At 71.3% G+C, this 23,871-nt stretch carries 19 protein-coding genes; 9 read left to right on the plus strand and 10 right to left on the minus strand.

Annotated features, from left to right (window positions below):
* The first annotated feature begins 4 nt into the window (after nt 1-4).
* Nucleotides 5-2,338 (plus strand): glycoside hydrolase family 3 N-terminal domain-containing protein, encoded by a 2,334-nt coding sequence (locus ASF96_RS11175; RefSeq protein ID WP_055939148.1) that lies wholly within the window; start codon nt 5-7, stop codon nt 2,336-2,338.
* Between the two features lie 448 nt (nt 2,339-2,786).
* Nucleotides 2,787-4,343: a deoxyguanosinetriphosphate triphosphohydrolase family protein gene (locus ASF96_RS11180; protein WP_055939150.1), complete on the plus strand. Its 1,557-nt coding sequence runs from the start codon at nt 2,787-2,789 to the stop codon at nt 4,341-4,343.
* A gap of 33 nt (nt 4,344-4,376) precedes the next feature.
* On the opposite strand, the gene ASF96_RS11185 is transcribed toward ASF96_RS11180, so the two are convergent.
* From ASF96_RS11185 to ASF96_RS11200, 4 genes are all read right to left on the minus strand, one after another.
* The gene (locus tag ASF96_RS11185; protein ID WP_055939155.1) at nt 4,377-5,459 is read right to left on the minus strand and encodes an SDR family oxidoreductase; all 1,083 of its coding nucleotides are present in this window, start codon (nt 5,457-5,459) and stop codon (nt 4,377-4,379) included.
* 283 nt (nt 5,460-5,742) lie between these two features.
* Nucleotides 5,743-7,254 carry an L-arabinose isomerase gene (araA, locus tag ASF96_RS11190; RefSeq protein ID WP_055939158.1) on the minus strand — a complete coding sequence of 504 codons (1,512 nt, stop codon included), beginning with the start codon at nt 7,252-7,254 and terminating at the stop codon, nt 5,743-5,745.
* Nucleotides 7,255-7,274: 20 nt separating this feature from the next.
* Nucleotides 7,275-8,846: a xylulokinase gene (locus ASF96_RS11195; RefSeq protein WP_055939160.1), complete on the minus strand. Its 1,572-nt coding sequence runs from the start codon at nt 8,844-8,846 to the stop codon at nt 7,275-7,277.
* Nucleotides 8,843-9,559 (minus strand): L-ribulose-5-phosphate 4-epimerase, encoded by a 717-nt coding sequence (locus ASF96_RS11200; RefSeq protein WP_055939163.1) that lies wholly within the window; start codon nt 9,557-9,559, stop codon nt 8,843-8,845. Before ASF96_RS11200 ends, ASF96_RS11195 begins: the two co-directional genes overlap by 4 nt.
* Before the next feature lie 236 nt (nt 9,560-9,795).
* Between ASF96_RS11200 and ASF96_RS11205 the strand changes: the two genes are divergently transcribed.
* Entirely contained in the window at nt 9,796-10,353 is a 558-nt protein-coding gene (locus ASF96_RS11205) for an AAA family ATPase (RefSeq protein ID WP_200934096.1), read from the plus strand.
* A 124-nt stretch (nt 10,354-10,477) separates the two neighbouring features.
* Here the strand turns inward: ASF96_RS11205 and ASF96_RS11210 are convergent, their stop codons facing one another.
* From ASF96_RS11210 to ASF96_RS11230, 5 genes are all read right to left on the minus strand, one after another.
* Nucleotides 10,478-11,446 (minus strand): LacI family DNA-binding transcriptional regulator, encoded by a 969-nt coding sequence (locus ASF96_RS11210; protein ID WP_055939166.1) that lies wholly within the window; start codon nt 11,444-11,446, stop codon nt 10,478-10,480.
* Between the two features lie 123 nt (nt 11,447-11,569).
* Nucleotides 11,570-12,961, minus strand: a complete 1,392-nt coding sequence (gene xylB / locus ASF96_RS11215) for a xylulokinase (protein ID WP_055939169.1) — start codon at nt 12,959-12,961, stop codon at nt 11,570-11,572.
* Between the two features lie 531 nt (nt 12,962-13,492).
* Entirely contained in the window at nt 13,493-14,680 is a 1,188-nt protein-coding gene (gene xylA / locus ASF96_RS11220; RefSeq protein ID WP_055939172.1) for a xylose isomerase, read from the minus strand.
* Between the two features lie 103 nt (nt 14,681-14,783).
* Nucleotides 14,784-15,680, minus strand: a complete 897-nt coding sequence (locus tag ASF96_RS11225) for a lipase family alpha/beta hydrolase (protein WP_055939175.1) — start codon at nt 15,678-15,680, stop codon at nt 14,784-14,786.
* Between the two features lie 267 nt (nt 15,681-15,947).
* Entirely contained in the window at nt 15,948-16,433 is a 486-nt protein-coding gene (locus ASF96_RS11230) for a glutathione peroxidase (RefSeq protein ID WP_055839341.1), read from the minus strand.
* A 128-nt stretch (nt 16,434-16,561) separates the two neighbouring features.
* Here ASF96_RS11230 and ASF96_RS11235 point away from each other — a divergent pair, with 128 nt between their 5' ends.
* Nucleotides 16,562-17,713 (plus strand): ROK family transcriptional regulator, encoded by a 1,152-nt coding sequence (locus ASF96_RS11235; RefSeq protein WP_055939179.1) that lies wholly within the window; start codon nt 16,562-16,564, stop codon nt 17,711-17,713.
* A gap of 197 nt (nt 17,714-17,910) precedes the next feature.
* Complete coding sequence (locus ASF96_RS11240; RefSeq protein ID WP_055939182.1) at nt 17,911-19,155, plus strand: D-arabinono-1,4-lactone oxidase; 1,245 nt, start codon at nt 17,911-17,913, stop codon at nt 19,153-19,155.
* Between the two features lie 76 nt (nt 19,156-19,231).
* On the opposite strand, the gene ASF96_RS11245 is transcribed toward ASF96_RS11240, so the two are convergent.
* Nucleotides 19,232-19,960 carry an SDR family oxidoreductase gene (locus ASF96_RS11245; protein ID WP_055939184.1) on the minus strand — a complete coding sequence of 243 codons (729 nt, stop codon included), beginning with the start codon at nt 19,958-19,960 and terminating at the stop codon, nt 19,232-19,234.
* 235 nt (nt 19,961-20,195) lie between these two features.
* Here ASF96_RS11245 and ASF96_RS11250 point away from each other — a divergent pair, with 235 nt between their 5' ends.
* From ASF96_RS11250 to ASF96_RS11265, 4 genes are all read left to right on the plus strand, one after another.
* Nucleotides 20,196-20,894 carry a nucleoside/nucleotide kinase family protein gene (locus ASF96_RS11250; RefSeq protein WP_235560586.1) on the plus strand — a complete coding sequence of 233 codons (699 nt, stop codon included), beginning with the start codon at nt 20,196-20,198 and terminating at the stop codon, nt 20,892-20,894.
* Nucleotides 20,891-21,667 (plus strand): ATP-binding cassette domain-containing protein, encoded by a 777-nt coding sequence (locus tag ASF96_RS11255; RefSeq protein ID WP_055939186.1) that lies wholly within the window; start codon nt 20,891-20,893, stop codon nt 21,665-21,667. Before ASF96_RS11250 ends, ASF96_RS11255 begins: the two co-directional genes overlap by 4 nt.
* Nucleotides 21,664-22,746, plus strand: coding sequence for an ABC transporter permease (locus ASF96_RS11260; RefSeq protein ID WP_055839353.1), 1,083 nt, complete (start codon nt 21,664-21,666; stop codon nt 22,744-22,746). The genes ASF96_RS11255 and ASF96_RS11260 overlap by 4 nt, the downstream gene beginning before the upstream one ends.
* Nucleotides 22,747-22,840: 94 nt before the next feature.
* Complete coding sequence (locus ASF96_RS11265; protein ID WP_055839355.1) at nt 22,841-23,827, plus strand: ABC transporter substrate-binding protein; 987 nt, start codon at nt 22,841-22,843, stop codon at nt 23,825-23,827.
* The last annotated feature ends 44 nt before the right edge of the window (nt 23,828-23,871 follow it).

Raw genomic sequence — 23,871 nt, forward strand, 5'->3', positions numbered from 1 at the left:
CGCCATGACCATCCACAACACCGACGTCGGCGTTGCCCTGGCGGCGGGCTTCTCGCCCCGGGTGCAGGCTCTCGTGGCCGACATGACCCTCGACGAGAAGCTCGCGCAGCTCGTGGGCTACTGGGTAGACCAGGGCGACGAGGTCGTCGCCCCCCTCTCGGGCGAGAAGGTCACCTCGGCCGCGTACACCGACGCCACCGTGCACGGCCTCGGCCACCTCACCCGCGTGTACGGCACCCGGCCGGTCGATCCGATCGAACGCGCCGTCTGGTTGTGGGGCGAGCAGCGGCGACTGAGGACCGAGACGCGCCTGGGCATTCCCGCCCTGGTGCACGAGGAATGCCTGACGGGCTTCGCGGCCTGGCAGGCGGCGACCTTCCCGACCCCGCTCGCCTGGGGCGCGTCGTTCGATCCGGATGCCGTGGAGCTCATGGCATCCGCCATCGGTCGCTCGATGCGCGAACTCGGGGTGCACCAGGGCCTCGCGCCCGTGCTCGACGTGGTGCGCGACGCCCGCTGGGGCCGCGTCGACGAGTGCATCGCCGAAGACCCCTACGTCGTCGGCACGATCGGCACCGCGTACGTCCGGGGCCTGCAGGGCGCGGGCGTGCACGCGACCCTCAAGCACTTCGTCGGCTACTCCGCCTCGCGCGCCGGTCGCAATCACGCGCCCGTGCACGCCGGTCAGCGCGAGCTGCAGGACGTCTTCCTTCCGCCGTTCGAGATGGCCGTGCGCGACGGCGGGGTGCGCTCGGTGATGAATTCGTACACCGAGATCGACGGGGTCCCCGTCGCCTCGTCACCCGAGCTGCTGACCGACCTCCTGCGCCGCCGGTGGGGTTTCGACGGCACCGTCGTCTCGGACTACTTCGCCGTCGAGTTCCTGCGCTCGATGCACGGTGTCGCCGGGTCGCTCGGCGAGGCGGCGCAGCTGGCGCTGGAGGCGGGGATCGACGTCGAGCTCCCGGGGCCCGACGCGTATCCGCACCTGGCCGAGCGCGTGGCATCCGGCGCCCTGCCCGAGGCCGTGATCGACCGCGCCGTCGCCCGCGTGCTCGCGGAGAAGGAAGACCTCGGGCTGTTGGATGCCGACTTCGACGACGTTCCGACCGCGGTCGACCTCGACGACACCGAGCACCGGGCGCTGGCCCGCCGCATCGCCGAGGAGTCGGTCGTGCTGCTGCGCAACGACGGCGTGCTGCCGTTCGCCACCCCCGGTCGCATCGCCCTGATCGGGCCGAACGCCGACAGCGCCGAGGCTCTGATGGGCTGCTACTCGTTCGCGAACCACGTGCTCGCGCATCACCCGGGCTTTCCGATGGGGTTCGAGATCCCCACCGTGCGCGAGGCCGTGGACGCGCGCTTCGGCGAGGTCGCGTACGCCGAGGGCTGCGCGGTCGAGGGCTCCGACACCTCGGGCTTCGACGCCGCCGCCGAGGTCGCACGCGGCGCCGACGTCGCGATCGTCGTGGTCGGCGACCGCGCCGGGCTCTTCGGCCGCGGCACGGTCGGCGAGGGCAACGACGCCGACTCGCTCGAGCTCCCCGGTGTGCAACGCCAGCTCGTCGACGCCGTCGTCGCCACCGGCACCCCTGTCGTGCTCGTGCTGCTGACCGGCCGCCCGTATGCGATCGGATGGGCGCTCGACACCGTCGACGGCCCCGCCGCGGTGCTGCAGGCGTTCTTCCCGGGCGAAGAGGGCGGCCCCGCGCTCGCCTCGCTCCTGTCGGGGGATGCCACTCCCTCGGGGCGCCTGCCCGTCTCGCTCCCCCGCTCGGCAGGCTCTCAGCCCTACTCGTACCTGCACCCGATCCTCGGCGGCCCCTCGGGCGTGACGAGCACCGATCCGACGCCCGTGCGGCCGTTCGGCTTCGGACTGTCGTACACGTCGTTCGAGCGCGACGAGTTGCGGGTCGATACGGCACCGGCCGGGGTCACGGCATCCGGGACCGCCGCCGAGGTGCGCGCGGGCGACGCGTTCCGCATCAGCGCTCGGGTGACGAACACCGGGCGGGTGCGGGGGGCCGACGTCGTGCAGGTGTATGCGCATCGCGCCGTGGCCAGCGTCACCCGCCCCGTCGCGCAGCTCGTGGCCTACGCCCGCGTGGAGCTCGAACCCGGCGAGAGCGCCGAGGTGCGCTTCACCGTGCCCGCGTCGCGGCTGGCCTACAGCGACCGGGCGCTGCGCCGAGTGGTCGAGCCCGGCGAGGTCGAGCTGCGCCTGGGCCCGTCGTGCGCCGCGTTCGACGCCGTCGCTGCGCTGCGCATCACCGGCCCGACGTACGAGCTGAGCGTCGACGACGCCCGCGTGGTCGACGTGGAGGTGCGCCGGGGCTGAGGGCGGCGCGGCGCCCTGGGTTGGTGTGGAGCCTGTTGAGTGTCCAGGACACGCCGCGYGASGAGGGGCRCGAGCGGCGTGTYTYGGACACTCAACAGGGGGGCGGCGAGGGCTYGCGAGCCCGCCGGGTGTCGGGGGCGGCGGGGTCTTGCGAGCCCGTTGAGTGTCCAGGACACGCCACGTGACGAGGGGCGCGAGCGGCGTGTCTTGGACACTCGACGGGGGGCGGCGGGGGCTCGCGAGCCCGCCGAGCGTCCGGGGCGGCGGGGTCTTCCGAGCCCGTCGAGTGTCCAGGACACGCCGCGCGACGAGGGGCACGAGCGGCGTGTCCTGGACACTCAACGAAAAGAGGGAGGCACGCGACGCGAGCGGAGCGACGCGCGGCGGCGAGCGGGCCGCGCATCCGCGTTAGCGTTGACCCACGCCGCCGACGCCGCGAGAGGACCGGATGACCCTGCACGACGAGACCCCTCCCCCGGCCGCGGACGCGCTCGCCACCGCCCCGACGCACCCCGACACGGTCGTGGGCAACCCGGCCTCGCGGGTCCACCCCGATCACGACGACGCCCGCGCCGACCCGTGGTCGATCGATCTGGAGCGCATCCAGTTCTCGCCGTACTTCTCACGCCTCTCGGCCGTGACCCAGGTGGTGTCACCGTCGATCGGCGGCGCCCCCGTTCACAACCGCCTCACGCACACGCTCAAGGTCAGCGCGATCGCCCGCGTGGTGGCCCTGCAGCTGAACACCCGGTCGCGCCGAGCGGGCGAAGGCGACGTCTGCAACGCCACGGTCGTCGAGGCCGCGGCCTACGCGCACGACCTCGGGCACCCGCCGTTCGGACACCTCGGCGAGTCGACGCTCGACCGCATCGCCCGCACCGAGCTCGGCCTCGCCGACGGCTTCGAGGGCAATGCGCAGACCTATCGCATCCTCACCGCCCTCGACGTCGTCGAGAACGCGCCCCGCGGACTCAACCTCACCGCGGCGGTGCGTTCCGCCTCGGCGAAGTACCCCTGGGCGCCAACGGTCGACGCCGCCGACATCGAGCGGATCGGCCCGCCCCGCGGCATCCGTCGCTCCTCCGACGGCGCGTACCGCGTGCACAAGTACTCGGCCTACGACCTCGATCTCGACGACCTCGTCGAAGCGCGTCGGGGAGTGGATGCCGAGCCCCTGCGCCAGAGCATCGAGGGCGCCGTGATGGACCTGGCCGACGACATCGCGTACTCGGTGCACGACGTCGACGACTTCTACCGCGCGGGGATCCTCGACCACGCCCCCATCGCGGCGGAGTTCCGCGGCTGGCTCGACGACGTGCTCGAGTGGCGCTCCCGCGACGACGCCGAGGTTCGCGCCGAGCTCGCCCCCGGTGCGGGGCTGGAGCGGCTGCGCCGCAAGATGCGCCGTGACGACCCGTGGATCGCCGACGATGAAGCCTTCCTCGCCGCGGTCAGCGACGTGGATGCCGAGATGGTCACCGACCTGCTCGCCCGCCCGTTCGATGGGTCGTTGACGGCCGAGCGTCGCCTGGCCTCGTTCACCGACCGGTGGATCCGCCGGTTCCAGGAGTCGGCGCAGCTACGCCCGCTCGACACCCCGCGGGCCGGTCCCGTCGTGCTGTCGCCGTGGGCCTGGCACCACGTCGAGGTGCTGAAGTTCGTGCACAAGCGGTTCGTGCTCAGCCGACCCGACCTGGCGATCCAGCAGCGGGGGATGAGCCGCATCCTCGCCCGCTCGGTGCGCGCCCTCGGCGAGTGGCTCGACGACGACCTCGACCGCGCGCGCACGCCGCGGCGCCTGCGCGAACTCATCGCCCTCGCGCACGAGCAGTACGCGCAGCTCCCCGCCGATCGCCGCCCCTCGGATGCCGATGCCGAGACGCTCGCGCGCTCCCGCGGAATCGTCGATTACGTGGCATCCCTCACCGATTCGCAGGCATTCGCGCTGTCGGAGGCGATCTCGGGGCGAGCGGATCGGCTGTGGGCACTGGGGCAGCGACTGTGACGCCCCGGCGCCGACGGGCCGGCGGCGCCCCGCTCAGGGAATGAGACGCGCCGCGCGGTACCGCTCGAAGAGCCGCGTGAAGGAGTCCCGCGTGCGGTGATGCTCGGTGAAGCCCGCGAGACGACTCTTCGACATGTCGGTCATCACCTCGATGTCCCGCCCCAGATCGGCGTCGGTGTGCCACCACGAGGCGACCCGCGTGAGGTCGGACTCGATCAGGCCGTACTGCTCCACGATCTCGGCCCACAGGGGTGCCGCGTCAGCCATCTGCTGCTCGAAGGGGCGGGGAGCGGTGTCGAAGCCTTCGGCCTCGACTCCGAGGTCGGCGGCGATCCGCGGCCACATCCAGCGCCAGCGGAACACGTCGCCGTTCGCCGTGTTGAACGCCTCGTCCGCGCCCTCGGGATGGGTGGCCGCCCACACCATCTGATTCGCCAACAGATCCGCATCGGTCACGTCGGTCAGCCCGTTCCACTGCGTCTCGCTGCCGGGGAAGATGAACGGTCGACCGGTGTGGCGACTGATCGCGGCCGCGACGGCGATCGTGAGGCCCATGTTCATCGCGTTGCCGACCGCGTGCCCCAAAACGGTGTGCGAGCGGTGCACCGACCAGGTGAATCCTTCACGATGCGCGGCCGCGAAGACCTCGTCTTCTTGCGCGTAGTAGAAGTTGTCGACGTCGAGGCGCGGCTCGTCCTCGTGGAACGGGGTGTCGGGCATGTCCCCCTGGCCGTAGGCCTCGAAGGGGCCGAGGTAGTGCTTCAACCCGGTCATCAGCGCGACGTGGCGTACCGGGGCGTCGGTGAGCGCCGCGAGCAGGTCGCGCACCATTCCCCCGTTGACGGCGATGTTCTCGGCCTCGGTGTCCTGCCGCGACCACGCGGTGAAGAACACGTGCGTGACCGGAACGCCTCGCAGCGCGTCGGTCAGCGCGGTCGGCGAGCGCAGATCGGCGGACCGCCACGTCACTCCCGTTCGCGCCGCTCCGGGCCGACGCGACAGTGCCGTCACCTCCCAGCCGTCGTCGACCAGACGGTCGAGGAGGGCGCTCCCGGCGATACCGGTGGCGCCGACGACGAGGGCGTGTGAGGAGTCTGTCAAAACGGGGGTTCCCATCGGGTTGAGGTGAACCGGGGGAAACCACCCACGCTCAACGACTATTCCCCGGACGGGTCCCGGTGCCGACGTGCGCCACCGCAGCGAGCACGCGGACGACAGCGGTCATCGGAGAGGAAATGCCCCGGTACCTCCGCAGCCCACCGCTGCGACGGTACCGGGGCACCATCCGTGCATCGGGGCGTCCGTCGGACACCTCAGCGCACGGGCCGCGCCCCGAGCGAACGGGACGCGTGCATCCAGCACCGTCCCCGGATCTCGAAGGATCCGGGGACGGCGGGTCCTACAGGCCCTGGGCCAGGCGGTAGTACGCCTGGTTCCAGCGCAGCTCACTCTGGAAACCGCGGACCGTGGTGTCCTCGTCGATGACGACGAGCTCGGTCTTGGCGATCTCGGCGAAGTCGCGGAACACCTCGATGCCCACCGCCGTCGTCATGACGGTGTGGTGCGCGGCACCCGCGGCCAGCCAGCACGAGGCCGACGTCGCGAAGTCGGGCGCGGGCTTCCACACGGCGCGGCCGACGGGGAGCTTCGGCAGGTCGGGCGCCTCGACGTTCTCGACGACGTTGGCGGTCAGGCGGAACCGATCGCGCATGTCGCTGAGGGCGACGACGAGCGCGGGGCCGGGGTCGGCGGTGAAGACCAGGCGCACCGGGTCGTCCTTGCCGCCGATGCCCAGCTCGTGGATCTCGAGGCGCGGCTTGGCCGTGGTGAGCGAGGGCGAGACCTCGAGCATGTGCGCACCGAGGATGCGCTCGGCCCCGGGAACGAGGTCGTAGGTGTAGTCCTCCATGAGCGACGCGCCGCCGGGGAGGCCGGCGCCCATCACGTTCGCGACGCGCACGAGGATCGCCGTCTTCCAGTCGCCCTCGGCGCCGAAGCCGTAGCCCTCGGCCATGAGGCGCTGCACCGCGAGACCGGGGAGCTGCTTCAACGCACCGAGGTCTTCGAACGACGTGGTGAAGGCGCCGAAGCCGCCCTCCTCGAGGAACGAACGCAGGCCCACCTCGATCGCGGCGCCATCACGCAGCGACTGGTGACGCGCGGCGCCGGGGAGAAGCTCTTCGGCGACGTCGTAGCTGTCGACGTACTCCTGCACGAGCGCGTCGATCTCGGCATCCGACGCGCTTTCGACGGCCTCGACGAGTTCGTTGACGCCCCAGGTGTTGACCTGCACGCCGAAGCGCAGCTCGGCCTCGGTCTTGTCACCCTCGGTGACGGCGACGAAGCGCATGTTGTCACCGAAGCGGGCGAGCTTGAGGGTGCGCGACGCGGTCCAGCCGGCGGCTGCGCGCTCCCAATCTTCGATCTGCTGACGCACGACGGGGTTCGACACGTGGCCGACGACCGTCTTGCGCGCGACTCCCAGACGCGTCTGGATGTACCCGAACTCGCGGTCGCCGTGAGCGGCCTGGTTGAGGTTCATGAAGTCGAAGTCGATGTCGTTCCACGGCAGCTCGACGTTCGCCTGCGTGTGCAGGTGCAGCAGCGGCTTCTGCAGGGCGTCGAGCCCAGAGATCCACATCTTGGCGGGGCTGAACGTGTGCATCCACGCGATCACGCCGATGACGTCGTCGCGGCCGTTGATCTCGAGCGCCATGCGGCGGATGCTGTCGGAGTCCTTGAGCACGGGCTTCCAGACGACCTTCACCGGCAGGCCGTTCAGGCCCTCGACGACGGCCTGCGACTGTTCGGCGACCTGCTTCAGCGTCTCCTCGCCGTAGAGGTTCTGGCTACCGGTGACGAACCAGACCTCGTAGCCGTCGAGGTCGTTCTTGAGGGGGGTGCGGGTCATGACGGTTCCTTTTCGGGTGATCAGAGGGATGCCACGGCGGCGGCCTCGACGGCGAGGCCTGCGCGATAGCGGTCGAGGTAGGTCGAGAAGCCGGCGACGTCGGAGGCGTCGGGCTCGGCGGTGACGATCGGCGCGTCGGCGAAGATCGCTTCGCGCAGGTACGTGTCGAGGTCGCGGCCCTGGCCGTCGACCACGTAGGCCGCGAGCACCGCGATGCCCCACGCGCCGCCCTCGGATGCCGTCTCGGCGACGGCGACGGGAGCATCGAGCGCCGCCGCGAGGAAGCGCTGTGCGACACCCGCGGTGCGGAACATGCCGCCATGCGCATACATGCGATCGAGCTGCACGCCCTCGCCGTGGAGCACGTCCATGCCGAGCGCCAGCGTGCCGAAGACGCCATAGAGCTGCGCGCGCATGAAGTTCGGCAGCGTCAGGCGGCTGTCGGGCGTGCGCACCACCAGCGGTCGCCCCTCGGCGAGGCCCGCGATGGGCTCACCGGCGAGGTGGTTGTACGCCAACAGCCCGCCCGCGTCGGCTTCTCCCGACAGGGCGGCGTCGAAGAGCGCCGCGTAGGTGGCATCCGGGGTCACGGGCGTGCCCGCCGCGGCGGCGAAGGCGGTGAAGAGGTTCGCCCAGGCGGCCAGTTCGCTCGCGCCGTTGTTGCAGTGCACCATCGCGACGGCGTCGCCCGACGGGGTCGTGACGAGGTCGAGCTCGTGGTGCACCTGGCTGAGCGGACGCTCCAACACGACCATCGCGAAGATGCTCGTTCCCGCGCTGACGTTGCCCGTGCGCGGAGCCACGGAGCCGGTGGCGACCATGCCGGTGCCGGCGTCGCCCTCGGGTGGAGCGAAAGGGATGCCAGGATGCAGGGTTCCGCTCGGGTCGAGCAGGGCCGCACCCTCGGCGGTGAGGCTGCCCGCGGAGGCTCCGGCCACGAGCGACTGCGGGAGCAGGTCGCGGAGGTCCGGCACCCGGCCGGCGGCGACCGAGTCGTAGCGGGCGACGAGGTCGGCGTCGTAGTCACGGGTGGCGGAGTCGATCGGGAACATGCCCGAGGCATCGCCCACGCCGAGCACCTTCTCGCCGGTCAGCTTCCAGTGCACGTACCCGGCGAGGGTGGTGAGGAAGCGGATCTCGGGCACGTGCGGCTCGGCGTCGACGACGGCCTGGTGCAGGTGAGCGATCGACCAGCGCAGCGGGATGTTCACGCCCAGCAGCTCGGTGAGCTCGGCCGCCGCGACGCCCGTGTTCGTGTTGCGCCAGGTGCGGAAGGGCGCCAGCAGCTCGCCATCCGAGTCGAATGCGAGGTAGCCGTGCATCATCGCCGAGACACCCATGGCGGCGTAACGCTCGGGGGTGACACCGAACTGCTGTCGGACGCTGTCGACCAGCTCGGCATAGGCGGCCTGCAGGCCCGACCACACGGCATCCAGGGAATAGGTCCACAGCTTGTCGGCGTAGACGTTCTCCCACTCGTGGGAGCCGGTGGCCAGCACCTCGGCGTCGGGGCCGATGAGGCAGGCCTTGATGCGGGTGGATCCGAGTTCGATGCCGAGGGAGGCCCGGCCTTCGGTGATGGTGGCGCTCATCGGCGGTCGTCCGAGCTCTGTCCGTAGACGTTCTGGTAGCGGTTGTAGAGGGCGTCGATCTTGTCCTGCGGGATCGGGATCAGCGGGCCCGCTTCGCGCGCGATGTGCACGGTGCGGGCGACGTCTTCGAGCATGACGGCGGCCTTCACGGCATCCTTCGCGTTCGTGCCGATCGTGAAGGGACCGTGGTTCTGCATGATCACGCCGCGCGAGCGGTGCCCCCGCAGGGTGTCGACGATGCCGCGCCCGATCGAGTCGTCGCCGATGATCGCGAACGGACCGACCGGGATGGGACCGCCGAACTCATCCGCCATCGCCGTGATGACGCACGGGATCTCTTCGCCCCGCGCAGCCCACGCGACACCGTAGGTGGAGTGCGTGTGCACGACACCGCCGACCTCGGGCATGTACCGGTAGACGTACGCGTGGGCCGCGGTGTCGCTGGAGGGGCTGCGCTCACTGCCGGGAGTACCGGGGATGGCGTTTCCGTCGAGGTCGCAGAGGATCATGTTCTCGGGCGCCAGGTCGTCGTACGAGACGCCGGAGGGCTTGATCACGAAAAGGTCGGCGCCGGGGACGCGGCCCGAGACGTTGCCGCCGGTCCAGACGATCAGGTTGTAGCGCACGAGTTCGGCGTGCAGCTGCGCGACGTCGGCGCGCACGGCGTCGATCGCCTGCTGCACCTCGGGCGCGAACGGGGCGGCATCGGTCACGCGGGGGTCTCCTTCGACTCGTTCGGGTGGGGCTTCCGTCGTAATGTTACCGGTAACATCGCGGCGGCGCGAGAGGTAATTCGGCGGGCGGGCGTCCGGCCGTGCGGGGCGGTGCGGGGCGCCGGGGCGGCGGGGCGCGGCGGGGCGCGGCGGGCGGGGCGGGGAGCGACGCACGGCGACCCGGGCGCAGCGGGAAGAGCGAGCGCGAGAGACACGCAACGTCGTACGGTGGGCGGATGCTGTGCGCCACCGACCCGCTCCCCGCGCGACCTCGACGCATCGTCGTGGCGGGGGTCTCCGGTGTCGGCAAGACCACGCTGGCGCGACGGATCGCCCGCGTTCTCGGCATCCCTCACACCGAGATCGACGCGCTGTTCCACGGTCCGGAATGGGCCCCTCGTCCCGACTTCCTCGACGACGTCCGAACGCTGTCCGCCCAGACCGCGTGGGTCACGGAATGGCAGTACTCCGAAGCGCGTCCGTTGCTGACCGCACGCGCGGACCTGCTCGTGTGGCTCGACCTTCCCTTCGCGACCGTGACCCTCCCCCGGGTGATCGGGCGGACACTGCGCCGTCGCCTCCGCCGCGAGCGCCTGTGGAACGGCAACGTCGAGCCGTCGCTGCTGACGTTCTTCACCGATCGCGAGCACATCGTGCGCTGGTCGATCTCGACCCGCAACATCTACCGCGAGCGGATCCCCTCTCTGCGCGCAGACCTGCCCGTCGTGCGGTTGCGCCGCGTGAGCGACGTGGAGCGGTGGTTGGCCGGCCCGTTGTCCGACGCGTCGCGCTGAGTTCCCGGGGCCGCTCCCCGGCGTCCAGGCCGCGCAGGACGGCGCCGAGATCACACGGTCCTGCCGAGAACACCCGCTTTACGCTGGGACCTCAAAGCCGGACCCACGCCGCGCGAAGCCGCCGTCAGCGCGGAGCGGTCACCGAATCCCGCGCCACGAGCACGGGGGCCGCGGGTGCCGGGGCCGCGTCGCCGAGGACGGCGGCGACCGCGTACTCGGCCTCACCCTCGACGTCGAGGCGCACCGTGGTGAGCGCGGGCGTGTAGAACGCGGCATCCGGGTTGTCGTCGAACCCGGTCACCGAGACGTCGGCGGGAACACGCATGCCCCGCGCGGCGAGACCGGCGATGAGACCCAACGCCATCTGGTCGTTGGCGGCCGCCACGGCGGTGGCACCTTCGGCGACCCGCGCGGCGACGGCGTCGGCCACGGCGGATCCCGAGGCGGCGCTCCAATCCCCCTCGACCCGGTCGACGACCTCGAGCCCCCCGCGGGCGGCGGCGTCGGCCACGCCCGCGGTACGAGCGAGCGCCTCGCGCCAGTCCGACGGGCCCGCGAGCTCGAGGATGCGGCGATGTCCGAGGTCGGCGAGATGATCCACGACGAGGGCGGCCGCATCGCGTTGGCGGATCCCGGATTCGCCGTACAGCGGCACGATCGGCACGTCGTACCCCTCGAGAGGAGTGGCTCCGTGCGCGGCGACCAGTACGATCCCGTCGACCCCCTGATCCAGCAGGTGCCGCACGGCGGCGTCGATGTCGGCGGGGTCGTCCGAGTCGGTGTAGGCGGTCGTGATCCACCGACCGCGCGTCCGCGCGGCCCGCTCGAGCGCCGCGATGCCCGCCGAGGGACCGTGCAGAACGGCATCGGATGCCACGACCCCCACCGTGCGGGTGAGGCTCGTGCCCAGCGCCCGCGCGGCGTTGTTCACCCGGTAGTCGAGGGCGGCGACCGCGTCGAGCACGCGCTCCCGCGTCGCCGCGCGAATGCCGGGATAGCCGTTGAGCACCCGCGACACGGTCTGCGTCGACACGCCCGCGGCAGCCGCGACCTCGCGCACGCCGCTGCGCTTCGCCCCGACCTCGCCGCTCATGGTCCCTCACAGTAGCGTCGCGAGACTCCCTCGGCCGCCGCGGCGACGCGTCCACCGAGTCCATCCGCCGCGGAAAGCAGAGACCGCCGACATCCCCCTTACAAGATGTCGACGGTCCCAGGTCTACTCTGCCGCACGCAACGCTGCGACGACGTCGTAACGTTCGCGAATCTGCGGCCGGTGATCGGTGTCGACAGCGCGCGTCGTCGCGACCGACCAGTCGACCGGTCCGCCCGCGAGCACACCCGCGGCCTGTCGCGCCGCACCGAGCGCGACGTACTCCCCCGCCGCGGGCACCACGATCTCGGCGTCGAAGACCTGTGCAGCGATCCGCGCGACACCCTCGTTCGCGGCCGCGCCGCCGATGAGCAGGATGCGCCGCACGTCGACGCCCTGCGCCTGGATGGCCTCGAGCCCCACGGCCAGACCGCTCAGCATGCCCTCGATCGCGGCGCGCGCGAAGTTCGCGCGGTTCGTGGATGCCAGGGTCAGCCCCGTCAGCGACGCCTGCGCCCGCGGAAGGTTGGGGGTGCGCTCCCCCTCGAACCACGGCACGAGCACGACGCCGTCGGCGCCCGGCGCTGCCTCGAGGGCGAGGGCTCCGAGCTCGTCGTGCGTCACACCGAGCAGCCCCGCGAAAGCGTCGAGCACCCGGGCAGCGTTCAGCGTCGCCACCAGGGGCAGGAACTTGCCGGTGGCGTCCGCGAATCCGGCGACGGTGCCCGTGGTGTCGCGCGTGGGTGCGTCGGCGACGGCGAAGACGGTGCCCGAAGTGCCGAGAGAGACGACGACGTCGCCGACCCCCGCGCCCAGGCCCAGCGCTGCGCCGGCGTTGTCACCGGCGCCGGGGCCGACGAGGGCGCCGCCCGAGAGGGTTCCGGCGCTCTCCCACGGGCCGAGCACGCGCGGCAGCACGGCATCGTGCCCCAGGGCGCGGCGGAACAGCTCGAGGTCGTACCCGTCGGCGCCCCAGTACGCGGTGCCCGAGGCGTCGGAGCGGTCGGTGACGAGCTCGTCGAGCACAGCGTTGCCGGGACCGAAGCCACGCAGACGCCAGGTGAGCCAGTCATGCGGCAGCGCCACGGCGGCAACGCGCGCGGCGTTGTCGGGCTCGGCATCCCGCAGCCATCGCAGTTTCGTCCCGGTGAACGAGGCGACCGGCACCACGCCCGTGCGCTCGGCGTACGCGTCGGCGCCGACCTCGTCGATGAGGTCGCGCGCCGCCTGGGCCGAGCGGGTGTCGTTCCACAGCAGGGCGTCGCGCACGACGCCGCCCTCGGCATCGAGGGCGACCATTCCGTGCTGCTGCCCGGCGATCGAGACCGCGGCGACGTCGTCGAGACCGCCGGCCTGGGCGATGGCATCCTGGAGCGCGCTCCACCACGCCTCGGGATCGACCGCGGTGCCGGAGGGATGCGACGCGCGCCCCTCGCGCACCACGCGTCCGGTCTCGGCGTCGACGACGACGACCTTGCACGACTGCGTCGACGAATCGACTCCCATGACGAGCGCCATGCTCACCCTCTCTGCCGTCCGCACCGTCATCGGCGCGGGATGTTCGTGTGGTGTTCTCGTCGAGTGTCCACGACACCCGGATGTTCCCGGAAGGCGTCCGGATGTCTCTCGACACGCGACGCGGATGCCGCGAGGTGCCGCTGAGTGTCCAGGAAACGCCGCGTCCACTCGGTCCGGAACGGCGTGTCCTGGACACTCAACGGGGTGATGACACGGCGGTTGGGCGGGTCGGACGGGCGGCGCCGCCGCCGGGCGGGGCGGCCGGGCGGGCAGGCCTCCCCTGGTCGAGTGTCCAGGAAACGCCGCACCCGCTCGGTCCGGAACGGCGTGTTCTGGACACTCAACGGCATGATGACGCGACGGTTGGGCGGGTCGGACGGGCGGCGCGGCCTCCCCCGTCGAGTGTCCAAGAAACGCCGCATCCGCTCGGTCCGGAACGGCGTGTTCTGGACACTCAACGGGGTGCGACGCCGAGACCTGACCCGGGCGGGGCGTCGGGCCCGGATGCCGCGGCATCCGGGCCCGTGCCGTTCAGCGCGCGCCGAGCAGGTGCTCGGTGGCGAGCTGCTGCAGGCGGACGAAGCCGAAGCCCTTGCCGCCGAGGTACGCGTCGGTGTCGAAGTCCTCGTAGGCCGAACGGTCGGCGAGGAAGTCGTCGTAGGTCTCGCCCTCGTTCAGCGTCGGCTGAGCGAGCTCGGGGACCTTCGATGCCTCGAGCGCCGCCTGCACCTCGGGGTCGGCGCGGAAGGCCGCGGCGCGCTCCTTCAGCAGCAGGTAGGTGTTCATGTTGGCCGAGACCGAGTCCCAGACGCCCGTCTCGTCTTCGGTGCGCGAGGGCTTGTAGTCGAAGTGGCGGGGACCGTCGTAGGCGGGAACGCCGCCGGGGCCACCGTTTTCGAGCAGATCGACGAGCGCGAACGCGTTGTGCAGGTCACCGTGGCCGAAGACGAGGTCCTGGTCGTACTTGATGCCGCGCTGGCCGTTGAGGTCGATGTGGAAGAGCTTGCCGTGGTACAGAGCCTGGGCGATGCCGGCCGAGAAGTTCAGGCCCGCCATCTGCTCGTGACCGACCTCGGGGTTGACGCCCACGAGCTCGGGACGCTCGAGCGAGTCGATGAAGGCGATCGCGTGGCCGAGGGTCGGCAGCAGGATGTCGCCGCGGGGCTCGTTGGGCTTCGGCTCGATCGCGAAGCGGATGTCGTAGCCCTTGTCGGTGACGTAGTCGCCGAGCAGGTTGACGGCCTCGCGGTAGCGCTCGAGTGCCTGGCGGATGTCTTTCGCCGAGTCGTATTCGGCGCCCTCGCGGCCGCCCCACATGACGAAGGTCTTCGCGCCGAGTTCGGCGGCGAGGTCGAGGTTGCGCAGAACCTTGCGCAGGGCGAAGCGGCGCACCTCGCGGTCGTTCGAGGTGAAGCCGCCGTCCTTGAAGACGGGGGCCGAGAACAGGTTGGTGGTGACCATCGGCGTGATGATGCCGGTGTCCTGCATCGCGCCCTTCAGGCGGTCGATCTGCTTCTGGCGCTCGGCGTCGGTGGAGCCGAAGGCGAAGAGGTCGTCGTCGTGGAAGGTGAGGCCGTAGGCGCCGAGTTCGGCGAGCTTCTCGACGGCGTGCACGACGTCGAGGGCCGGGCGGGTCGGGCCGCCGAACGGGTCGGCGCCGTTGTAGCCGACGGTCCAGAGGCCGAACGAGAACTTGTCATCGCGGGTGGGGGTGGGCATTCCTGCTCCTTCGCATGGAGACGCACGAGTGCGCGGTGACGCACGGCGGGTTTGTTGGTTCTCACAACATATAGCCCGGATGCCACGGCGTCCAGCGTTCCGGTCAGATTCCCAGGGCCTCGTCGACGACCGCGAACACCGCGGGGTCCCACGTCAGCGCGCGCTCCCACGGCAGCCCGAACGCATCGGCGAAGAAGATGCTGTGCACGTCGTCGGGGAACGCGTGACGCCTCGCCTCGGGAAGCACCTCGGCGGGGATGTCGTCGGCGCGTCCGCTGCGGAGCGAGACGAGACCGTCGTGCGGCCAGAGCCGCGCCGGCTCGACCGTCGCGGCGAAGTACCCCGCGCCGATCGCGGTGACCGGGATGCCGTCGAGCACTCCCGTCTGCGCCCGATTCCACTCGCGCAGGTATCGATGGGACACCTGCTCGGCCGCGCCCTCGGAGTTCGCCGCGGCGTACGCGCGCGCCTGCGCGAGGATCGTCATCGTCGACGGGTCGCCGTGCGCGTCGGCATCCGTGATCTCGCCCGCGACGGCATCGCCGAGCACCGCGCCGTCCCACGGGGTGCCGAGGGTGATGAGCCGCTCGGCACGCGGGTCCTCGTCGCCCAACTCGCGGATCGCGGCGCGGGCGAACAGCCCGCCCATCGAATGCCCCACGAGGTCGACGCTCGTCACCGCGTGCTCGGCGGCGAGCCGGTGCAAGAACGCGGCGAGCGCGACGCCGGCGTCGTCGATGGTGCCGACCGAGTTGATCGTCATCTCGGCGGGCAACACAACGGGCACGTCGTCGAAGCCCTGCCACCCGGCATCGGCCCGCACCTCGCCGATCCCGAGGCGGGCGGGCGCGGTGTACACCCGCCGGCCCCGATCGAGAAGGTGTCGGCGCAGCGCGGTGAGCGTATTGCCCGCGGCCAGGCCGCGGCCGGCAGCGTGATCGGGGTCGGTGTACGGCGAGACGGCCGCACCACCGGAGACGAGGACGACGGCATCGGCCATGGCGACTCCTTCACGGGTCAGGTGCCGGTCAGGATAGGGCAGCCCTCCGACATCGACCCGCCGCGTTCCCGTGCCCCGTTCGCGATCCCCCGTCGAGTGTCCAGGGCACGGCGCACCGCCCCGGGCGGAGACGGCGTGTTCTGGACACTCGACAGGCAGGGCACGCCGCCCTCGGCGTCACGGCTCCGGGAGGGCGCCAGCGCGTCAAGACGCCAGCCGTTACGGCGCCAGCGCGTCACGGCGCCAGCGCGTCAGGACGTCAGGACGTCAGCGCGGCAGCGCGCCCTCGATCGCGGCGATGACCTCGGGGTCGTCGGGCTGGGTGCGCGGGCTGAAGCGCGCCACGCGGCCGTCGGGGGCCACGACGAACTTCTCGAAGTTCCACGAGATGCGACCGGTCTTGCCCTCGGCATCCGGGGTCGTCGTGAGCTCCTTGTACAGGGGGTGGGCGCTGCGCCCGTTGACCTTGACCTTCTCGGTCATCGGGAAGGTGACGCCCCACGTCGCCGAGCAGTACTGCTCGATCTTCTCGCTGTCGCTGAGCTCCTGCAGGAACTGGTTGCTCGGGAAGCCGATCACGGTGAATCCGCGCTCGGCGTAGCGCTTGTGCAGCGCCTCGAGGATCTCGTACTGCCCCGCGAGCCCGCAGCGCGAGGCGACGTTGACCACGAGCGCCGCCTTGCCGTCGGTGAGCGCGCCGAAGGTCGTCTCTTCGCCCTGGAGGGTGGTGATGGGGATGCCGGAAAGGTCCATGCTCCGATCCTGGCACCGCTAGCTAGGCCCGGGGTGGGAACATCGCCTCTTCACGGCAAGCGGCGCAGGCCCCGCACGGGACACCGACGCGCATGGGCCGAGCGCTCGGCGCATGGCACAGTGGTCGCATGGTCACCGCGGGCACTCGGGGCGACGGCATGCGCCGCGCCAATCTCTCGCTCGTGCTGCGAACCGTGCACCGCGAGGGCCCGCGATCGCGCGCGGCGCTGACCGAGGCCACCGGACTGAACCGCTCCACGATCGCCGACCTCGTCGGAGAACTGCAGCGCGGGGGGCTCGTGATCGAGCGGGCGTCCGATACTCAGGGTCGCGTGGGCCGCCCCTCACCGATCGTCGCCCCCGACCCCCGCGTCGTGGCCGTGGCGGCCAACCCCGAGGTCGACGCGCTCGACCTCGCGGCGATCGCCCTCGACGGCACGATCCTCGTGCGCGAACGCCTCGACCAACGGGCGCTGCTCACCCCCGAACGCACCGCCGAGATCATCGCCGAGCGGCTGGCGGCCTGGCGTCGCGACCCCCTCGCCGACGCCCGGATCACCGGGGTGGGCGTCGCCGTGCCGGGACCGGTGCGGGCCTCCGACGGACTCGTGCGCGAAGCCCCGCACCTCGGATGGATCGACGCCCCGCTCTCGCAGTTGGTGACGGATGCCACGGCCCTCCCCGCCCACGTCGGCAACGACGCCGCCCTCGGCGCACTCGCCGAGTATCTGTTCGGTGCCGCGCGCGGAGCGCACGACGTCGTCTACCTCAACGGCGGCGCGAGCGGTATCGGCGGCGCCGTGATCGTCGGGGGCACCCCCCTCGGCGGAGCGGGAGGCTACGCGGGAGAATTCGGGCAGAACCGGCCCGGCATCGTCGACATCGCCGACCGGCGGGCGGCCGACGGCGTGCTCGAAGACGAGGTGAGCCGGGCCCACCTGCTCGCCGCCGCGGCGCTCGACGGCGGCGACGATGCCGCCCTCGCCCGTGCTCTGGCATCCATTCCCGACGTCTCCGAGGTGGATCGCCAACGGCGCATCCTCGCCACGGCCCTGGCGAACGCCGCCAACGTGCTGAACCCGGCAGTCATCGTGCTGGGCGGGTTCCTCGCCGTGCTCGCGGCGCGCGACCTGGCCGGACTCGACGCGGCCGTGCGGGTGCAGACCATCCCCGCGTGTGCCGAGGGTCTGCGCCTCGCCGTTGCGGAGCTCGGCGAGGACCGCCTGCTGGTGGGCGCCGCCGAGGCGGTTTTCGAGGCCGCGCTGTTCCCGGCGCGCTGAGCCGGGGCGGCTGAGCGCTGAGGCGGCGCGGGGCGGGACGAGCGGAGTGTTAGGGACGAGCGGAGGACCGCAGCGCCCGATCCACCCTCCGCTGGTCCCCGACCCTCCCCTCCGCACCGCCGCCGCACTCGCACGCGCCCCACCCGAATGTCGGTGGTGCGGGGCAGGATAGGGACATCCACGCGAGGAGAGCACTGATGCAGACACGACCCCCCGGCGCCACCTGGTCGGGCAACCACCGCTACCGTGCCGCCGAGACACTGCTGCCCGGTGACCTCGACGAGCTCGCCGAGGTCCTGACCTCCGCCGACGCGGTGCGCGTGCAGGCGACGCGTCACACGTTCAACGACGTGGGTGACACCGACGGCGTGCTCGTCTCGCTCGAGCGGCTGCCCGTGCGCATCGAGATCGACGGGGACCGCGCGCGCGTCGAGGGACTGGTCACCTTCGCCGAGCTCGCCCCGGTGCTCGAGGCCGAGGGTCGCGCCCTGCACAACCTCGGTTCGCTCCCCCACATCTCGGTCGCCGGTGCCACCGCGACGGGCACGCACGGCTCGGGTCTCGGTAACGGCAACCTGTCGAGCGCGGTTCGCGCGGTCGACGTCATGGATGCCGACGGCCAGACGCACCACATCGACCAGACGCACGAGTGGTTCGCCGCCGCGGCGCTCGGCATCGGCGCGTTCGGCGTGATCACCGCCGTCGAGCTGCAGACCGAACCGTCGTACACGGTGACGCAGCAGGCGTACACCGGCGTGGCGTGGGACGACATCGTGGGCGACCCCGAGCGCGTGTTCGGCGGCTCGCGCAGCGTCAGCGTCTTCACGACGTGGGGCGACCCGGCGCACGATCTGGTGTGGGCCAAGAGCGACGACGGCGCACCGGACTGGGTGGAGGCGCTCGGAGGCCGCCCCGTCGGCGACGACATCCACCTGGGACGCATCCGCACCGTCGACAACACCACTCCGCGCGGCACACCGGGTCCGTGGCACACGCGCCTGCCGCACTTCCGCGCCGACGCCCTGCCGAGCGACGGCGACGAGATCCAGTCCGAGTACTTCGTGCCGATGGCCTCCGCCCGCGATGCGCTCGCGGCGGTGCGTGCCATCGCCCCCGCGTTCGCCGCGCAGTTGCTCGTCTCCGAGCTGCGCACGGTCGCCGCCGACGAACTGTGGCTGAGCCCCGCGTATCAGCGCGACGTGATCGCCATCCACTTCACCTGGCGCAACGACACCGACGGGGTCCTCGCGGTGCTCCCGCACATCGAGGCCGCCCTCGCGCCGTTCGACGTGCGTCCGCACTGGGGAAAGGCGTTCACCATGCCCGGCGAGGCCGTGCGGGCGAGCCTCGCCCGGATCGACGATTTCACCGCCGCGGCACATCGGGCCGACCCCCGCGGCGTCTTCCGCAACAACTTCCTGCGGCGGACGCTCGGCCTGTAGTCCGGCGCACCGCCCACCGCACGACAGACCGCGGAACGGCGTCGCCCACCGCGACGCCGCCCCGTGGCATCCGGGATCAGCGGCTGGAGTAGCCGCCGTCGATCGGCAGCGAGACGCCCGAGATCATGCCGGCGCCGTCGCTGACGAGGAACACGATGGGGGCCGCGATGTCGTCTTCGGTGGCCCACTTGTGCAGGGGCATCGCGTCGAGGAACGGGCCCTCGATATCGGGACGCCCCCAGTACCAGGCCGACATCGGCGTCATCACGACGGTCGGGTTGACGCTGTTGACGCGGATGCCGTAGCCGCCCAGCTCGAGGGCGGAGACGCGCGTGATGTTGTCGAGCGCCGCCTTCGACGAGCCGTACGAGATGTGCCCGGTGAGGGCGACGAGGCTCGCCTGGCTCGAGACGTTGACGATGGCGCCGCCCTTGCCGACGCGGATCATCTCGCGCGAGGCGTACTTGGTGACCAGCAGCGAGCCGCGGGCGTTGATGCTCATGACCTTGTCGAACACGTCGATGTCGGTCTCCATGGGGGTGGCGATCTCGCCGCCCCATCCGCCGCAGTTGACGACGCCGTAGAGGTCGCGTCCCTCGATCGCGGCGCGGATCTCGTCCTCCGACTCGAGGTCGAACACGACGGGCTCGGCGCCGGTCTCCTCGGCGATGGCGGCGACGCTGTCGGCCGTGCGACCGGCGGCGAGCACGGTCGCACCGGCGGCGACGAGGTGGCGGACGGTGGTGCCGCCGATACCGCCACCGGCGCCGGTGACGAGAATGATGCGGTCGGAGAATTCGCTCATGGGCGGGGCTCTTTCGGGTTCACGATGTCGGGGGCGACGTCGATGTCGCCGCGGCCCATGATAACCACAGAATCACGCGGATGACTTCGGTGTCATGACGAATTGATCACGGGTGTTGACACCGGTGTCATCACGGGCTTACCGTAACCGGAGTTCGACCGGCGGCCTCCCGCCGGACCCGCTTCACCGACGCAGCACTCCGATGTGCGGCGTCGCCCGGAAGGACCACACCGCTGTGACCCACACCTCGGATAACGCCGCGACGGCCGCCGCCGTCACCGTGCACCTCGACGACCTCGTCGCCCGTGCCCGGAACCTCGCGGCGACCGGCGAGCGCCGCGTGCTGGGACTGGCGGGCACCCCCGGCGCGGGCAAGTCGACGGTGAGCGACGCGCTGCTCGCCGCCCTCGGATCCGACGCGGTCCTGGTGGGGATGGACGGCTTCCATCTCGCCAACGAGGAGCTCGAGCGCCTCGGTCGCCGCGACCGCAAGGGCGCCCCCGACACGTTCGACGTCGAGGGCTACGTCGCCCTGCTCGATCGCCTCCGCGCCGGCCACGCCGTCTACGCCCCGCGCTTCGACCGCGGCCTCGAGGAGTCCATCGGCTCGGCGGTGCTCGTGCCCGCCGACGTCCCCCTCGTCATCACCGAGGGCAACTACCTGCTGCACGACGACTTCGGGTGGGATGCCGTGGCATCCCGTCTCGACGAAGTCTGGTTCCTCGACATCGAGGCCGACACCCGCCGCGAACGTCTCGTCGCACGCCGCCTGTCCCACGACCATCCCCACGACGACGCCGTCGCCTGGGTCCGCGACGTCGACGAGGCCAACGCTCTCGTCGTCGAGCGCGGGCGCCACCGCGCCGATCTCGTCATCACCGTCTCCGACGCCCCCGCCGGGGGCGTCGGCCACCACGAAGGAGCTGCCTCATGAGCACCACCACGACCGTGCCCGTGCTGCAGGCGCGGGGTCTGTCGCGTCAGTTCGGATCCGTCCGCGCCCTGCACAACGTCGACTTCGAGGTCTACCCCGGAGAGGTCACCGCCCTCATCGGCGACAACGGCGCCGGCAAGTCGACGCTCGTGAAGGCCCTGTCCGGCAACCTCGCCACCGACGAAGGCGAGATCCGCTTCGACGGCACCCCGATCGACATGTCGAACCCCCAGGTCGCCTCGGGCCTGGGAATCGAGACGGTCTACCAGGACCTCGCGCTCGCCCCGCACCTCGACCCGGTGCAGAACATGTACCTGGGCCGCGAGGTCCGCCGCCCCGGCCTCGCCGGAGCGCTGGGGTTCATGAAGACGAAGGACATGGCCGTCGCCTCCCGCGCGGCGTTCGACGAGCTCGGCGCCACCGTGCGCTCGCTCACCTCGCCCGTCGGTGAGATGTCAGGCGGACAGCGGCAGGCGATCGCGATCGCCCGCGCCGTGCACTGGGCGTCGCGCGTCGTCTTCCTCGACGAACCCACCGCCGCCCTCGGCGTGCGTCAGACGAAGAACGTGCTCGAGACCATCCGGCGCGTCCGCGACAAGGGCATCGCCGTGGTCTTCATCTCGCACTCGATGCCGCACGTCATCGACGTCAGCGACCGCATCCAGGTGCTGCGCCTCGGTACCCGCGTCGCCAACATCAAGGCCGCGGACACCTCCATGGAAGAACTCGTCGGACTCATGACCGGCGCCGTCACGAAGGACGACCAGAAGTGAGCACGCAGACGCCTCCCACCGAGACGGTGGCCATCGGCACCTTCGACAACCACAAGACGAACCCGATCAAGGCCGTCCTGCGCACGCAGGCGTTCCAGATCCTGCTGGTACTGCTGGCCATCATCATCGTCTTCAGCATCCTGGCTCCCGAGTCGTTCGCCCAGTGGTCGAACTTCCGCCTCATCATCCAGAACGCCTCGATCCTCGCCGTGCTCGCGGTCGGCATGACCTACGTCATCATCACCGCCGGCATCGACCTCTCCGTCGGATCGGTGCTCGTGTTCTCGGGTGTCGTCTCGGCGCTCGTGATGCGGGCCCTGGGCGGCGAAGGCTGGGGCGTCGCCACCGTCGGCATCATCGTCTCGATCCTCAGCGGCGTCTGCTGGGGGCTGCTGAACGGCTTCCTCATCGCCAAGGCGAAGATCCCGCCGCTCATCGTGACGCTCGGCTCGCTCGGCATGGCCCTGGGCCTCGCCCAGATCCTCACCGGCGGCGTCGACGTGCGCGACGTGCCCACCGTGCTGACGGTCTCGATCGGCTACGGCAACGTGTTCGGCAGCGTCCCGATCATCAGCGTGATCGCCCTGGTCGTCGTCATCATCGGCGCCATCGTGCTGCACTACACGCGCTTCGGCCTCTACACGCTGGCCGTCGGCTCGAGCGAGATCGCGGCCCGCCGGGTCGGTGTGAAGGTCGACGCGCAGCTGATCAAGATCTACACGATCTCGGGCGCCCTGGCCGGGCTCGGCGGCATCCTCTCGCTGTCGCAGTTCTCGACCACCGCCATCGCGGGTCAGACCCAGACCAACCTGAACGTCATCGCCGCCGTCGTGATCGGTGGCACGTCGCTCTTCGGCGGCGTCGGAACGATCATGGGCACGGTCGTGGGTCTGTTCATCCCCGCGGTGCTGCAGAACGGCTTCGTCATCACCGGCGTGCAGCCCTTCTGGCAGCAGGTCGCGGTGGGCGCGGTGCTGATCACCGCCGTCTACGTCGACCAGGTGCGCCGAACCGCCGCCACCCGAGGCAACTCGCAGGGCCTCTGGCGCAAGTTCATCAGCGGAGGTCGGCGCGGCTGAGCCGCGGCGGCACCCCTGCTCCCTTTCCCCTCGAACCCCACCCCACCAAGAAGAACCCGACACAGGACAACCCGAAAAAAGAATGGTGATCACAATGAAGTGGAACAAGAAGGCGACCGCACTGACGGTCTTCGGTATGGCAGCGACGCTCACCCTCGCGGGGTGTTCGGGCGGAGCCGCCTCGGGCGGCGCGTCGGCCGGCGCCGACGGGTACAAGATCGCGTTCGTGCAGGGCGTCGCCGGAGACGAGTTCTACATCTCCATGCAGTGCGGCATCCAGGCCGAGGCCGAGAAGGAGGGCGCCACGGTCACCACCCAGGGCCCCGAGAAGTTCGACCCCACCCTGCAGAAGCCCATCGTCGACGCCGTCGTCGCCTCCCAGCCCGACGCACTGCTCATCGCCCCCACCGACGTCTCCGCCATGCAGGCGCCGATCGCCGCCGCCGAAGCCGCCGGGATCAAGGTCGTCCTGGTCGACACCACGCTCGAGGACCCCTCCGGTGCCGTGTCGCAGATCTCGTCCGACAACGAAGGCGGCGGCGCCGCAGCGTTCGAAGCGATCCAGAAGGCCAACCCGAACGGCGGCAAGGTGCTCGTCGTGTCGACCGACCCCGGTGTCTCCACCACCGACGCCCGCGCCCAGGGCTTCGAAGACGCCGTCGCCAAGGACAGCAAGTTCGAGTCGGTGGGTGTGCAGTACTCGCACAACGAGCCCTCCACCGCCGCCGAGATCGTCACCGCCGCGCTGCAGAAGGACCCCGACATCGTCGGCATCTTCGCCGCCAACCTGTTCGCCGCCGAAGGCTCCGCCACCGGCGTCCAGCAGGCCGGCAAGCAGGGATCGATCACCATCGTCGGCTTCGACGCCGGCCCCGCCCAGGTGAAGGCCCTCGAAGCCGGCACCGTCCAGGCCCTGGTCGCGCAGGAGCCCGCCACCATCGGCTCCGACGGCGTGAAGCAGGCCATCGCCGCGCTGAAGGGCGAGGCGACGGAGGAGAAGATCCAGACCGGCTTCACCATCCTCACCAAGGACAACATCACCACCGACGGCGCCGACGCCGTCTACAAGTCCAGCTGCTGACACCCCGGATGCCGGGACCCCCACATCCGCGTGGGGGTCCCGGC

This window comes from Microbacterium sp. Leaf179, from assembly GCF_001423785.1.
GTDB lineage: Bacteria > Actinomycetota > Actinomycetes > Actinomycetales > Microbacteriaceae > Microbacterium.

Coding starts and splice junctions, on each gene's coding strand:
- ASF96_RS11185 (WP_055939155.1), bottom strand. CDS start 5,459: ATGGGAACCCCCGTTTTGACAGACTCCTCACACGCCCTCGTCGTCGGC.
- ASF96_RS11195 (WP_055939160.1), bottom strand. CDS start 8,846: ATGAGCGCCACCATCACCGAAGGCCGGGCCTCCCTCGGCATCGAACTC.
- ASF96_RS11265 (WP_055839355.1), top strand. CDS start 22,841: ATGAAGTGGAACAAGAAGGCGACCGCACTGACGGTCTTCGGTATGGCA.
- araA (WP_055939158.1), bottom strand. CDS start 7,254: ATGACCCGCACCCCCCTCAAGAACGACCTCGACGGCTACGAGGTCTGG.
- ASF96_RS11210 (WP_055939166.1), bottom strand. CDS start 11,446: ATGAGCGGCGAGGTCGGGGCGAAGCGCAGCGGCGTGCGCGAGGTCGCG.
- ASF96_RS11255 (WP_055939186.1), top strand. CDS start 20,891: ATGAGCACCACCACGACCGTGCCCGTGCTGCAGGCGCGGGGTCTGTCG.
- ASF96_RS11235 (WP_055939179.1), top strand. CDS start 16,562: ATGGTCACCGCGGGCACTCGGGGCGACGGCATGCGCCGCGCCAATCTC.
- ASF96_RS11225 (WP_055939175.1), bottom strand. CDS start 15,680: ATGGCCGATGCCGTCGTCCTCGTCTCCGGTGGTGCGGCCGTCTCGCCG.
- xylB (WP_055939169.1), bottom strand. CDS start 12,961: ATGGCGCTCGTCATGGGAGTCGATTCGTCGACGCAGTCGTGCAAGGTC.
- ASF96_RS11175 (WP_055939148.1), top strand. CDS start 5: ATGACCATCCACAACACCGACGTCGGCGTTGCCCTGGCGGCGGGCTTC.
- ASF96_RS11230 (WP_055839341.1), bottom strand. CDS start 16,433: ATGGACCTTTCCGGCATCCCCATCACCACCCTCCAGGGCGAAGAGACG.
- ASF96_RS11245 (WP_055939184.1), bottom strand. CDS start 19,960: ATGAGCGAATTCTCCGACCGCATCATTCTCGTCACCGGCGCCGGTGGC.
- ASF96_RS11205 (WP_200934096.1), top strand. CDS start 9,796: ATGCTGTGCGCCACCGACCCGCTCCCCGCGCGACCTCGACGCATCGTC.
- ASF96_RS11240 (WP_055939182.1), top strand. CDS start 17,911: ATGCAGACACGACCCCCCGGCGCCACCTGGTCGGGCAACCACCGCTAC.
- ASF96_RS11180 (WP_055939150.1), top strand. CDS start 2,787: ATGACCCTGCACGACGAGACCCCTCCCCCGGCCGCGGACGCGCTCGCC.
- xylA (WP_055939172.1), bottom strand. CDS start 14,680: ATGCCCACCCCCACCCGCGATGACAAGTTCTCGTTCGGCCTCTGGACC.